This is a genomic window from Paracoccus bogoriensis (assembly GCF_019431455.1).
Classification (GTDB): Bacteria; Pseudomonadota; Alphaproteobacteria; order Rhodobacterales; family Rhodobacteraceae; genus Paracoccus; species Paracoccus bogoriensis.
In genome coordinates, this window is sequence record NZ_JAHYSR010000015.1 from 24,593 (window position 1) to 37,128 (window position 12,536).

A 12,536-nucleotide genomic window follows, 5' to 3' on the forward strand; every position below is an offset into this window, starting at 1 on the left:
ACCTGGGCGGGTCGTTCGCGGGCATGGCGACGGATCGGGTCACTTTTGGTCTTTTCAAGCGCGCGAGGTAGCGTCATATTTCGCGCCATGACTCGGATGCGCCATATCGCCTCGGCCCCTGCGGCACCCAAGGGTGCACGATTCGCCGTGCGACTCCGGGGTCTGCTGCTTCTTACGCTGCGCTGAGCGGGTCCGCCGGGCCGCCGCTCAGTCAGGTTTCGGCCCGGTATCCCTGACAGACAGAACCGACCCGCCAGAGGCAGCACCATGACCCAAGAGAACCGCGTCCTGATCTTCGACACCACCCTGCGCGACGGCGAGCAGTCGCCCGGCGCCACCATGTCCCATGCCGAAAAGCTGGAAATCGCCCAGATGCTGGACGAGATGGGCGTGGACATCATCGAAGCGGGCTTTCCCATCGCATCCGAAGGCGACTTTGCCGCCGTGTCCGAGATCGCGAAACAGACGCAGAACGCCCAGATCTGCGGTCTGGCGCGGGCGCAATTCCCCGATATCGACCGCTGCTGGGAGGCCGTGAAACATGCGCGCCGCCCGCGCATTCACACCTTTATCGGCACATCGCCGCTGCACCGCGCGATCCCCAATCTGGACAAGGATCAGATGGCCGAACGCATCCACGCGACCGTGACCCATGCGCGCAACCTGTGCGACAACGTGCAATGGTCGCCCATGGACGCCACGCGGACCGAACATGATTACTTGTGTCGCGTGGTCGAGATCGCCATCAAGGCCGGCGCCACCACGATCAACATTCCCGACACGGTGGGCTACACCGCGCCGCGCGAAAGCGCCGATCTGATCCGCATGTTGCTGGAGCGCGTGCCCGGCGCGGACGAGGTCATCTTTGCCACCCATTGCCACAACGATCTGGGCATGGCGACTGCGAACGCCCTGGCGGCCGTCGAGGCCGGCGCGCGCCAGATCGAATGCACGATCAACGGTCTTGGCGAACGCGCCGGCAACACCGCGCTGGAAGAGGTCGTGATGGCCATGCGGGTGCGCCATGACATCATGCCCTATGACACGGGCATCGACACCACGAAGATCATCGGCATCTCGCGCCGCGTGGCTGCCGTCTCGGGTTTTCCCGTGCAATACAACAAGGCTATCGTGGGCAAGAACGCCTTTCTGCACGAAAGCGGCATCCATCAGGATGGCGTGCTGAAGAATGTCGAGACCTTCGAGATCATGCGTCCCGCCGATATCGGCCTGAACGAGACCAATATCGCGATGGGCAAGCATTCGGGCCGCGCCGCCCTGCGCGCCAAGCTGCGCGATCTGGGCTATGAGGTCGGGGATAATCAGCTCAAGGACATCTTCGTCCGGTTCAAGGCGCTCGCCGACCGCAAGAAAGAGGTCTATGATGATGATATCGTCGCGCTGATGCAGGACAGCGCCGCCAATACCGGCGACGATCACATCCAGGTCAAGCATCTGCGCGTGGTCTGCGGCAGCGACGGGCAATCCGCCGATCTGACGCTGATCGTCGGGGGCGAGGAAAGGAAAGTCCAGGCCACGGGTGACGGGCCGGTCGATGCCTGCTTCAACGCGGTCAAGCAAATCTTTCCGCATCAGGCGCGGCTGAAGCTGTATCAGGTCCATGCCGTGACCGAGGGCACTGACGCCCAGGCCACCGTCAGCGTCCGCATGGAAGAGGACGGCCGCATCGTGAACGGTCAGGCGGCGGATACGGACACGATCCTCGCCTCGGTCAAGGCCTATGTGGGGGCGCTGAACCACCTGATCATGCGCCGCGCGCAGGCCGGGACGGATGGCAGGCAGATCAGCATGTATTCCCACTGACCAGCGGGCGGGGGTCTTTTGCCCTCGCTGCCCTGATCTGCCCCGACCGCCGCGCAAGATCACGCCATCGCGTCAGCCTGGCTCCATCAGGGCTTTTCCCAAGCGGGCTTGACCTCTATACGGAGCCACGCCGCCACAGGCGATTCAGGGCGACGGCCCTGGCGGAAACCATTCAGACAGGCAGGCCGGGCCAACCGGCACGAAAAGGATACGGGCATGGCATTCGGCGGGCTGTTTTCGACCGACATCGCAATCGACCTGGGAACGGCGAACACGCTGGTCTATGTCAAGGGCAGGGGGATCATCCTGAACGAGCCTTCGGTCGTGGCCTACCACGTCAAGGACGGCAAGCGGCAGGTCCTGGCGGTGGGCGAGGACGCCAAGCTGATGCTGGGCCGCACGCCCGGCAGCATCGAGGCCATCCGCCCGATGCGCGAGGGCGTCATCGCCGATTTCGATAGCGCCGAACAGATGATCAAGCATTTCATCAAGAAGGTGTTCAAGCGGACGACCTTCTCCAAGCCCAAGATCATCGTCTGCGTGCCTCATGGCGCGACCCCGGTCGAGAAGCGCGCGATCCGCCAGTCTGTCCTGTCCGCAGGCGCCCGCAAGGCCGGGCTGATCGCCGAGCCCATCGCCGCCGCCATCGGCGCGGGGATGCCCATTACTGAACCCACCGGCAGCATGGTGGTGGACATCGGTGGCGGCACGACCGAGGTCGCGGTCCTGTCCCTAGGCGATGTGGTCTATGCGCGTTCGGTCCGCATCGGCGGCGACCGGATGGACGAGGCAATCATCAATTATCTGCGCCGCAACCAGAACATGCTGATCGGCGAATCCACGGCCGAGCGGATCAAGACCTCTATCGGCACTGCCCGGATGCCTGATGACGGGCGCGGTGCGACCCTGATGGTGCGCGGCCGCGATCTGCTGAACGGTATTCCCAAGGAAATCGAGATCAGCCAGGCCATGGTCGCCGAGGCTCTGACCGAACCCGTCCAGGCCATCTGCGAGGCCGTGATGGTCGCGCTGGAGGCCACGCCCCCGGATCTGGCCGCCGACATCGTGGATCGCGGCGTGATGCTGACCGGCGGCGGCGCCATGCTGGGCGAGCTGGACCTGGCGTTGCGCGAGCAGACCGGCCTGTCCATCAGCCTGGCCGATCAGCCGATGAGCTGCGTCGCGCTTGGCACCGGAAAGGCGCTGGAATTCGAAAAGCAACTGCGCCACGTTATCGACTTCGACAGCTGACCGCCCGTTCCGGGGCAGGGCCATGGCGCATAAGGGACCAGATTACGCAACCCCCGTCCGGCGCATCCTGATCGCCGTGCTGGCGCTTGCGCTTCTGGTCCTGTTCCTGTTCTGGCGAATCGACAGCCCGCGGGCCGAACAGATGCGGGTTGCCCTGATCGACCGGATCGTGCCGCGTCTCGAATGGGCGCTGGTGCCGGTGACGCAGGTCAGCCAGATGATCGCCGGTTTTCAAAGCTATGCCCGTCTTTACGAACAGAACCAGGAATTGCGGCGCGAATTGCAACGCATGTCCGCCTGGAAAGAGGCCGCCGTCCAGCTTGAGCAGGAGAATTCCAAACTTCTGGCGCTGAATAATGTCCGCATCGACCCTTCGCTGACCGGGCTGACGGGAATGGTGCTGATGGATAGCGGCACCGCGTTCCGGCAATCCGTCCTGCTGAATGTCGGTGCGCAGGATGGTGTTGTCGAGGGCTGGGCCACGATGGATGGGCTGGGTCTGGTGGGGCGGATCGCTGGGGTCGGGCGCTCGACCAGTCGGGTCGTTCTGCTGACCGATCCGTCCTCGCGCGTTCCGGTGACGGTGCAGCCGACCGGCGAACGCGCCCTGTTGACGGGCGACAACACGCCGCTGCCGCTGCTGGAATTCATCGAAAATCTCGACAATGTCCGTCCAGGCGACCGGGTCGTGACCTCGGGCGATGGCGGGGTGTTTCCCTCGGGCCTTCTGGTCGGACAGGTCGCGCAGGGCAGCGATGGCCGAATGCGAGTGCTGATGGCGGCCGATTACGGGCGTCTGGAATTCCTGCGCGTCTTGCGAAGTCACCCGGCCGAGGCCGTGGTCGATGTGGACGCGATCATCCGCAACGACCGGGCGCCGATGGGCCCCGAATTGCCTCTGGCTGTCCCCGAGACAGACTCGGCGCCGGACGAGGCCGCACAAGCGGCGGCCGCGCCATGATGGCACTGCCGCGCCGCGATCTGGTGACTGGCAGCCTGCTGTTCCTGCTGGCCGCCTCGATCCTGCTGTTCGTGCGGCTGCTGCCGCTGTCGTCCGGCCCCGGCTGGCCTGGTCCCGATCTGCTGCTGGCGCTGTCGCTGGTCTGGGTGCTGCGCCGCCCCGACCAGTTGGCCGCGCCCGTCATCGTGCTGGCCGTCCTGATCGAGGACGTGCTGCTGATGCGACCGCTGGGCCTGTGGCCGATGATCGTGCTGCTGGGCACTGAAGCCGCACGAACGCGCGAGCACCGTTGGCGTGACCAGGGTTTTCTGGTTGAGTGGCTTCGCGCGGCGGTTCTGATCGCGGCCATGATCCTGGGATACCGGCTGGTGCAGATCCTGTTCATCCTGCCGGTGCCTGCCCTGGGACAGGCGATGTTGCAAGTCGTGGCGACGGTCGCCTTCTATCCGCTGGTGGTGCTGGCCGCGCGCTGGCTGTTGGGGCTTCGCCGCCCCGGCCGCCCCGATTGAGACGAGGCCGCAGATGAAGAAATCCCCGCGCGAGATCCAGGACAGCAGCCGCATGATCACCCGCCGAGGGCTGATGCTGGGCGGCATCCAGATCGCCACGGCGGGCGCTCTGGCGATGCAGATGCGGTCGATGCAACTGGACCACGCCGAGGAATTCCGGATGCTGGCGGACGGCAACTCGATCAAGATCCGCCTGCTGCCGCCCGCGCGCGGCCTGATCTTGGACCGCAATGGCATCGTGATCGCCGGCAACGAGCAGAATTACCGCGTCACGCTGACGCGCGAGGAAGCGGGCGGCGATGTCGAGCCGATCCTGCGGCGGTTGGCGCAGATCATCCCGCTCAGCGATGCCCGGATCGAGGAATTGCTGGAAGAATTTTCCCGCCGCAGCGCGATCACCCCCATCGTGCTGGCCGACCGCCTGTCCTGGGAAGAATTCAGCGCCATCGCCGTGAACGCGCCCTCGTTGCCCGGGGTGACGCCGGAATCGGCCCTGTCGCGGCATTACCCGCGGCGGGGCGATTTCGCGCATGTGATGGGCTATGTCGGCCCGGTCAGCGATCACGACCTGTCGCGGATCGAAGAGCCCGATCCGGTGCTGCGCCTGCCCGACTTCCAGTTGGGCAAGATCGGCGTCGAAGGAAGGATGGAGGAGATCCTGCGCGGCAAGGCGGGCGCCCGCCGGGTCGAGGTGAACAGCACCGGCCGCGAGATGCGCGAATTGTCCCGCCAGGAGGGCGAGCAGGGCGCGACGCTGCAACTGACCGTCGATGCCGCGCTTCAGAACTATGCCGCGCAGCGCTTGGGTGAGGAAAGCGCCGCCGCCGTGGTGATGGATTGCGAGACGGGCGAACTGGCCGCGATCTGTTCGTCGCCAAGCTTCGATCCGAACCTGTTCGTGCGGGGGATTTCCAGCCGCGATTACCGCGCGCTGATGGATCACGATCACCGCCCGCTGGCCGACAAGACCGTGCAGGGCGTCTATCCGCCGGGCTCGACCTTCAAGATGATCACGCTGATGGCCGGACTCGAGGCGGGCGTCGTCAATGCCGGCACGCGCTTTTTCTGCCCGGGCCATACCGAACTGGGCGGGCGTCGTTTTCACTGCTGGCGCCGGGGGGGGCATGGCTCGGTCGATGCGATCAAGAGCCTCGAGGAAAGTTGCGATGTTTACTATTACGAACTGGCGCAGCGCGTGGGCATCGACCGCATCGCCGAGATGGCGCGCAAGTTCGGCCTGGGGGTGCGCCATGATCTGCCCATGTCCGCCGTGGCCGAGGGGATCGCGCCCGACCGCGAGTGGAAGATGCGCCGTCACGGCCAGCCCTGGCAGATCGGCGACAGCCTCAACGCCTCGATCGGGCAGGGTTATGTGCTGTCCTCGCCGCTGCAACTGGCGGTAATGACGGCCCGCATCGCCAGCGGCCGCGCGGTCGAGCCGCGCCTGATTCGCGCCATAGACGGCGTCCGCCAGCCCATCCCCGAATGGCCCGAGTTGGAGGGCGTCAGTGCCAATACGCTGCGCGTCACCCGGTTGGGCATGGACGCGGTCATGTATGGCAGCCGCGGCACGGCACGGGCCAGCCGGATCACGCGCGACGAATGGCGAATGGCGGGCAAGACCGGCACCAGCCAGGTCCGCAACATTACTGCCGCAGAACGCGCTCGGGGCGTCATCTCGAACGAACAGCTTCCGTGGAACCGCCGCGACCATGCGCTGTTCGTGGCCTATGCCCCGTTCGAGGCGCCGAAATACGCGATTTCGCTGGTGGTGGAACATGGCGGCGGCGGCTCGACTGCGGCGGCACCCCTGGCGCGCGACATCCTGCTATTCGCGCTGAATGGCGGGTTGCCGCCGCTGGACGCGGTGCCTTCTGACCAGCGCGCCGCGATGGAGGCCCGCCACCAGGCCATGGACCTCTTCATCCCCGAGCCCCCCCGCAACGCCCGCACGAGGGTCTGAGCCATGGCCTATCTCGACTACAAGGTCGCCCAGATCCCGACCGGCTGGCGCAAGATCCTGCATATCAGCTGGCCGCTGGTTCTTCTGGTCACGGCGGTCTGCTGCATCGGCTTCGTGATGTTGTACTCCGTGGCGGGCGGACGGCTGGACCTCTGGGCCGAGCCGCAGATGTATCGCTTTGCCGTCGGCATGGTGCTGATGATCGGGCTGGCCTTCGTGCCGATGTGGTTCTGGCGCGGCATCTCGGTGGCGGCCTATGTGGTATGTTTCCTGATGCTGGTCGCGGTCGATCTGTTCGGCGTGATCGGCATGGGCGCGCGGCGCTGGATCGACCTTGGCCCGATCCGCATCCAGCCCTCCGAGCTGATGAAGATCGCGCTCGTCCTGCTGCTGGCGGCCTATTACGACTGGCTGGACATCCGCCGCGTCTCAAGGCCCCTCTGGGTGATCATCCCGGCCCTGCTGATCCTTGCGCCGACAGCGCTTGTGCTGATCCAGCCCGATCTGGGCACCTCGATCATGCTGGTGGCGGGGGGCGCCATCGTGATGTTCGCGGCGGGTGTTTCGCTGTGGTATTTCGCCATCATCGCCGCGGCAGGGGTGGGGCTGGTGACTGCGGTGCTGAAAAGCCGCGGCACGGAATGGCAGCTTCTCAAGGACTACCAGTATCGCCGGATCGACACCTTTCTGGACCCCTATGCCGATCCCTTGGGCGCAGGCTACAACATCATCCAGAGCCAGATCGCCTTCGGCTCGGGCGGATGGTCGGGGCGCGGCTTCATGCAGGGCTCGCAATCGCGGCTGAACTTCCTGCCCGAAAAGCACACCGATTTCATCTTCACCGTGCTGGCCGAGGAATTCGGCTTTGTCGGCGCAATCTCGCTTCTGACCCTCTACATGCTGATCCTGGGCTTCTGCCTCTATTCGGCGCTGACGAACCGCGACCGCTTCGCCAGCCTGATCACGATCGGCATTTCGGGGACGTTCTTTCTGTATTTCGCCATCAACATGGCCACGGTGATGGGGCTTCTGCCCGCCAAGGGCTCGCCCCTGCCGCTGGTCAGCTACGGAGGAACCTCGCTGATGATCCTGATGCTGGGCTTCGGACTGGTCCAGTCCGCGCATGTCCACAGGCCAAGGTGATGCGCGTCCGTTTCTCTGCCTGCCCGAGGGCCTGGGATGAGTGGGCACCCGCCCTGCGCGCCGCCTGCCCCGAGATGGTGCTGCAACGCGACGGAGACCCCGCCGCCTTCGACGCGATCATCTACGCGCCGGGCGGTGACATCAAGGATTTCTCGCCCTATCGCAACGTGCGCCTGGTCCAAAGCCTCTGGGCCGGGGTCGAACGCATCGTGACGAACCCGACCCTGACCCAACCGCTGGCCCGGATGGTCGATCCGGGTCTTTCGGCGGGCATGGCGGAATACTGCACCGGATGGGCGATGCGCGCGCATCTGGGCATGGACCGCTACGCTCAGGACGGCGTCTGGCGCAACGGCCAGATCCCGCCGCTTGCGACCGAGCGGCCCGTGACGATCCTCGGCATGGGAGAACTGGGCCGCGCTACGGCCAGCCACCTGCGCGCGATCGGCTTTCCCGTGACAGGCTTCAGCCGCAGCGGCCGCCCGGTCGAGGGCGTGACCGTCACCTCTGATCTGCCCAAGGCCCTCGCGCAGGCGCAGATTCTGATTGCGCTGTTGCCCGACACGCCCGACACGCGCAACCTCATGGACGCGGCCAGCCTTGGCCTGCTGCCCAAGGGCGCCTGGCTCATCAACCCGGGGCGGGGCACGCTGATCGACGATCGCGCCCTGCTCGACGCTCTGGATACGGGGCATCTGGCCCATGCCGTGCTGGATGTTTTCCGGACCGAACCGCTTCCCGCCGATCACCCCTTCTGGCATCATGCCGGCGTGACCGTCACCCCCCATATCGCGGCCGAGACAAGGCCCGAAACCGCGGCTCCGGTGGTTGCAGCCAACCTGCGCGCCGCCATGTCGGGCCAGCCGGTCTTTGGTCTTGTAGATCGTAGCCGAGGATACTGACGCCCCCCCGGCCCCTTTGCCTTGGGTCAAATATCCCCGGAGGAATCCCCGGGATGAGGGGCAGCGCTCTCCTCCTGCGTCGCCGCCCGCATGGCCGCCAGTTCGGCGGCTCGCGCGATCCGGTCGGCCATCTTCTTCTCGCGCCGCCGCTGATAGGCGCGGAAGACCGGCACGGTCAGGTAATGCGTCGCCACCGACACCGCCAAGCCCAGGATCATCCCGCCCACCCAATAGGGCAGGAAGATCTGCTCGTGAAACTCCCAGAGCCGGTTCCAGTGCGCCGTTTCGGGGCCGAAGATCGACTTGATGTTGTGCCACAGCTCGCTGCTGGCGCGGGTGAATTCGCGAAAGATCAGATTGGCCGAAGGCTCGCCGGGCAGATCCAGGATACGCCGCCCCAGCCCCACCGCCCCCAGGGCGATGAACGGAAATGTGACCGGATTGCCCACGAAGGTGGCCAGAAGCGCGGCCAGAACATTGCCACGAATGATCCAGGCCAGCGCCGCAGCGGACAGGAAATGGAACCCGAAAAGCGGCGTGAAGGACACGAAGACCCCTGCCGCCACGCCACGTGCGATGCGGTGAGGCTGGTCGGGCAGGCGGCGCAGGCGATACAGGATATAGGTTCCGGCTCGGCGCCAGCCGCCGCGAGGATAGACGAATTCGCTGGCAATCTGGCCGTAACTGCGAGGCTTCTTGCGCTTGAACACGGACCACCCATTGCTTGGGACGGACGGCCCGTCGGGGCCGCCTTCAGGGTTTCAGCGCCGGGTCGCGAATCCGCGCCACTTGCGCCACATCGCTTTCCGCTTCCAGCGCGGTCAGCAGCTTGTGCAGATGCTCGTGATCGCGCAGCTCGACCTCGACCTCGATACGGTAAAAGTCCGGCTTGCGATCAATGAACTCGAGGTTCGAGATATTCGCCCCCTGCCCGCCGATCAAGCTGCAGATGCGCCCAAGCACCCCGGCATCGTGACGGATCGTCAGGCTCAGCATCGTGGAATAGGCCGCTGGATGGCGCCCTTCGCGCCATTGCAGATCGACCCAACGCCCTGGCTGATCCTCGAATTCGGCCAGGACCGGGCAGTCGATGGCGTGAATGACCACGCCCGCCCCGCGATAGGTGATGCCGACGATCCGTTCGCCTGGCAAGGGGTTGCAGCAGGGGGCGCGCTTGAAATTGGCATCCGCTTCGAGGCCCGCAATGGGACGACGCGAATCGATCTCGTCGCCGTGATTGGCCAGTTCGGGATAAAGCAGTTCCAGCACTTCCTTGGCCGAATTTTCGGCGCTGCCGATCCGGGCCAGAAGATCCTCGGCCGAGGGCAGGCCCATCTGCCGCGCGGCGGTGCGCAGCGCCTTGTCCGTGACCTTGCGTCCGACATGCTCGAAGCAGACGCGCACCAGTTCGCGCCCCAGCCGCATGAAGCGGTCGCGGTCCTCTTCGCGCAAGCTGCGCCGGATCGCGGCCTTGGCGCGGCCTGTCACCACGATGTCGAGCCAGGTCGCTTGCGGTCGCTGCCCCGAGGCCGAAATGATCTCCACGGATTGCCCGTTCTTCAGCCGCGTCCAAAGCGGCACGCGGATGCCGTCCACCTTGGCGCCGACACAGGAACTGCCCAGCCTTGTGTGAATCGCATAGGCGAAGTCGATCGGAGTCGCGCCCTTGGGCAGTTGCAGCACATCGCCCTTGGGCGTGAAGCAGAAGACCTGATCCTGATACATCTCGAGCTTCACATGCTCGAGGAATTCGTTGTGGTCCTCGCTGTCGAAGCGGTCGGTCAGCTGCGCGATCCAGGCGGCCGGATCGACGGCAAAGGGGTTCCGCGCGCGCACGCCGTCACGATAAGCCCAATGCGCGGCCACCCCGGCCTCGGCGACCTCATGCATCTGGCGGGTGCGGATCTGCACCTCGACCCGCTTGCCATCGCGACCCGAAACCGTTGTGTGGATCGAGCGGTAGCCGTTCGATTTCGGCTGGCTGATATAATCCTTGAACCGTCCCGGCACGGCGCGCCAGCGATGGTGGATCACGCCAAGCGAGCGGTAGCAATCCATCTCGGATGTGGTGATGATGCGAAAGCCGTAGATGTCGGACAGGCGCGAGAAGGAAAGCTGCTTTTCCTGCATCTTGCGCCAGATACTGAAGGGCTTTTTCGCACGCCCGAAAACGGTCGCCTCGATTCCCTCGCGCTCCAGTTCGGCCCGGATATCGGCGGTGATCTGGCCGATGATGTCGCCGCTGTCGCGCTGCATACTGACGAAGCGCCGGATGATGGACTTGCGCGCTTCGGGATTGATGACCTTGAAGGCCAGATCCTCGAGCTCTTCGCGCATCCATTGCATCCCCATCCGCCCCGCCAGCGGAGCGTAGATGTCCATCGTCTCGCGCGCTTTCTTGACCTGCTTTTCCGGCTTCATCGAGCGGATGGTGCGCATGTTGTGCAACCGGTCGGCCAGCTTGACCAGGATCACGCGCAGATCGCGCGACATGGCCATGAACAGCTTGCGGAAGTTCTCGGCCTGTTTGGACTGGGCGCTGGACAATTCCAGATTGGTCAGCTTGGTCACGCCATCGACCAGATCGGCGATTTCCTCGCCGAACAATGCCGCAACCTCGGCCTTGGTCGAGCGCGTGTCCTCGATCGTGTCATGCAGCAGGGCGGTGACGATGGTCGCATCGTCCAGCCGCATCTCGGTCAGAATGGCCGCGACGGCAACCGGATGGGTAAAGTAGGGCTCGCCCGAGTGACGAAACTGCCCTTCGTGCATCCGCATCCCGTATTCGTAGGCATCGCGGATCAGGGTGGCATTGCTGCGCGGATTGTAGTTGCGCACCAACGCCAGAAGGTCTTCGACGTCGATCATCTTGCTGCCGAAGACCTCTGCTTGCTGTTCCTGCCGTGGTTCTTTCAGTTGCGCTGGTTGGCTTCCAGCATCATGCGCAGCATACGCTCTTCGGATTCCTCGTCGGCGGGACGGGGGCGATCCACCTCGGCGCCGAGAAGCAGAGCCATCGCGTCTTCTTCGGGCTCGTCCACCTCGATCTGGGTCTGGGTGGCTTCGATCATCCGCTCGCGCAGCTCGTCAACGGGCTGGGTTTCCTCGGCAATTTCACGCAGCGCGACGACGGGGTTCTTGTCGTTGTCGCGGTCCACGGTGATCGGGCTTCCCGCCGCGATCTCGCGCGCGCGATGCGCGGCCAGCATCACCAGATCAAACCGGTTGGGAACCTTGTCGACGCAGTCTTCAACCGTAACGCGGGCCATGAATCACCTGTGCAGTTGCGAATCGGATATTCCGGGCGAAACCGGACTAGTGGTCGGCATCCGGACGAATGTCAAGCCAAAGCCCCCGAATCACCCGGATCGAGGGGGTGCATCCCGGCCAATTCCTCGGGGCCGAGCGCCGCCAGCATCTGCGCCACGCTGCGCCCGGTCAGCGGATGGCGCCAGTCGGGCGCGATCTCGGCCAGAGGAGCAAGGACGAAGCCGCGATCCTGCATCCGGGGATGGGGCAGAATCAGCCGGTCCGGCGCAACGCGGCCCTGATCCTGCGGCGCAAGGCCGATCCAGTGGCGCAAGTGCGACTCGTCGGGCAGGATCAGTCCGTCCAGCGCAATCAGGTCCAGATCCAGCACCCGCGCCGTCCATCGCCCGGTCGAGCGGTCGCGCCCGGCTCGCGCCTCGATCGCGTGCAGCCGCGCCAGCAGCGCCTCGGCCGGCAGGCTGGTGCGGATCAGCGCGACCGCATTGGCAAAATCGGGGCCAGAGCCGGGCGGATAGGCGGGCGTCCGCCAGAAACGGCTGAGCGCCGTGATTGAAATATCTGGTTCGGCGTGCAGAATGCTGACGGTCTCGTGCAGCTTGACCATGGGGCCCTGCGCGAGCGAGGGGAGGTTCGCGCCCAGGGCGACTATACCAGAAGACAGGTTAACCATTCTCTCCTTCCCGTCCTACAAAGCGTGGCCGGGGCAATGGTCG

At 65.2% G+C, this 12,536-nt stretch carries 11 protein-coding genes; 7 read left to right on the forward strand and 4 right to left on the reverse strand.

Going from position 1 to position 12,536, the window contains the following annotated elements; translation table 11 throughout:
• Nucleotides 1-267: 267 nt before the first annotated feature.
• The 7 genes from KY389_RS08955 to KY389_RS08985 all read left to right on the forward strand — a co-directional run bounded on the left by KY389_RS08955 (nt 268) and on the right by KY389_RS08985 (nt 8,553).
• Complete coding sequence (locus KY389_RS08955) at nt 268-1,824, forward strand: 2-isopropylmalate synthase (RefSeq protein ID WP_219830566.1); 1,557 nt, start codon at nt 268-270, stop codon at nt 1,822-1,824.
• Between the two features lie 216 nt (nt 1,825-2,040).
• Nucleotides 2,041-3,075, forward strand: a complete 1,035-nt coding sequence (locus KY389_RS08960; RefSeq protein ID WP_219830567.1) for a rod shape-determining protein — start codon at nt 2,041-2,043, stop codon at nt 3,073-3,075.
• A 22-nt stretch (nt 3,076-3,097) separates the two neighbouring features.
• Entirely contained in the window at nt 3,098-4,036 is a 939-nt protein-coding gene (gene mreC, locus KY389_RS08965) for a rod shape-determining protein MreC (RefSeq protein ID WP_219830569.1), read from the forward strand.
• Entirely contained in the window at nt 4,033-4,545 is a 513-nt protein-coding gene (locus KY389_RS08970; protein WP_219830570.1) for a rod shape-determining protein MreD, read from the forward strand. The genes mreC and KY389_RS08970 overlap by 4 nt, the downstream gene beginning before the upstream one ends.
• A gap of 13 nt (nt 4,546-4,558) precedes the next feature.
• Entirely contained in the window at nt 4,559-6,508 is a 1,950-nt protein-coding gene (mrdA, locus tag KY389_RS08975; RefSeq protein WP_219830572.1) for a penicillin-binding protein 2, read from the forward strand.
• 3 nt (nt 6,509-6,511) lie between these two features.
• The gene (rodA, locus tag KY389_RS08980; protein WP_219830573.1) at nt 6,512-7,651 is read left to right on the forward strand and encodes a rod shape-determining protein RodA; all 1,140 of its coding nucleotides are present in this window, start codon (nt 6,512-6,514) and stop codon (nt 7,649-7,651) included.
• Complete coding sequence (locus tag KY389_RS08985) at nt 7,651-8,553, forward strand: 2-hydroxyacid dehydrogenase (RefSeq protein ID WP_219830575.1); 903 nt, start codon at nt 7,651-7,653, stop codon at nt 8,551-8,553. Before rodA ends, KY389_RS08985 begins: the two co-directional genes overlap by 1 nt.
• Nucleotides 8,554-8,579: 26 nt before the next feature.
• Here KY389_RS08985 and KY389_RS08990 read toward each other — a convergent pair whose 3' ends face one another.
• From KY389_RS08990 to folK, 4 genes are all read right to left on the reverse strand, one after another.
• Nucleotides 8,580-9,263 carry a DUF2062 domain-containing protein gene (locus KY389_RS08990; protein WP_219830577.1) on the reverse strand — a complete coding sequence of 228 codons (684 nt, stop codon included), beginning with the start codon at nt 9,261-9,263 and terminating at the stop codon, nt 8,580-8,582.
• A gap of 43 nt (nt 9,264-9,306) precedes the next feature.
• Nucleotides 9,307-11,421 carry a RelA/SpoT family protein gene (locus KY389_RS08995; protein ID WP_219830578.1) on the reverse strand — a complete coding sequence of 705 codons (2,115 nt, stop codon included), beginning with the start codon at nt 11,419-11,421 and terminating at the stop codon, nt 9,307-9,309.
• Nucleotides 11,422-11,465: 44 nt separating this feature from the next.
• A complete protein-coding gene (gene rpoZ / locus KY389_RS09000; protein ID WP_219830579.1) occupies nt 11,466-11,822 on the reverse strand; it encodes a DNA-directed RNA polymerase subunit omega in 357 nt (118 codons plus the stop codon).
• A gap of 71 nt (nt 11,823-11,893) precedes the next feature.
• Nucleotides 11,894-12,493 (reverse strand): 2-amino-4-hydroxy-6-hydroxymethyldihydropteridine diphosphokinase, encoded by a 600-nt coding sequence (gene folK, locus KY389_RS09005; RefSeq protein WP_219830581.1) that lies wholly within the window; start codon nt 12,491-12,493, stop codon nt 11,894-11,896.
• Between the last annotated feature and the right edge of the window lie 43 nt (nt 12,494-12,536).

Excerpts from the sequence above, each read along its gene's own strand:
- KY389_RS08995 (WP_219830578.1), bottom strand. The coding sequence starts at position 11,421 with ATGATCGACGTCGAAGACCTTCTGGCGTTGGTGCGCAACTACAATCCG.
- rodA (WP_219830573.1), top strand. The coding sequence starts at position 6,512 with ATGGCCTATCTCGACTACAAGGTCGCCCAGATCCCGACCGGCTGGCGC.
- KY389_RS08970 (WP_219830570.1), top strand. The coding sequence starts at position 4,033 with ATGATGGCACTGCCGCGCCGCGATCTGGTGACTGGCAGCCTGCTGTTC.
- KY389_RS08985 (WP_219830575.1), top strand. The coding sequence starts at position 7,651 with ATGCGCGTCCGTTTCTCTGCCTGCCCGAGGGCCTGGGATGAGTGGGCA.
- mrdA (WP_219830572.1), top strand. The coding sequence starts at position 4,559 with ATGAAGAAATCCCCGCGCGAGATCCAGGACAGCAGCCGCATGATCACC.
- mreC (WP_219830569.1), top strand. The coding sequence starts at position 3,098 with ATGGCGCATAAGGGACCAGATTACGCAACCCCCGTCCGGCGCATCCTG.
- KY389_RS08955 (WP_219830566.1), top strand. The coding sequence starts at position 268 with ATGACCCAAGAGAACCGCGTCCTGATCTTCGACACCACCCTGCGCGAC.
- rpoZ (WP_219830579.1), bottom strand. The coding sequence starts at position 11,822 with ATGGCCCGCGTTACGGTTGAAGACTGCGTCGACAAGGTTCCCAACCGG.
- folK (WP_219830581.1), bottom strand. The coding sequence starts at position 12,493 with ATGGTTAACCTGTCTTCTGGTATAGTCGCCCTGGGCGCGAACCTCCCC.
- KY389_RS08960 (WP_219830567.1), top strand. The coding sequence starts at position 2,041 with ATGGCATTCGGCGGGCTGTTTTCGACCGACATCGCAATCGACCTGGGA.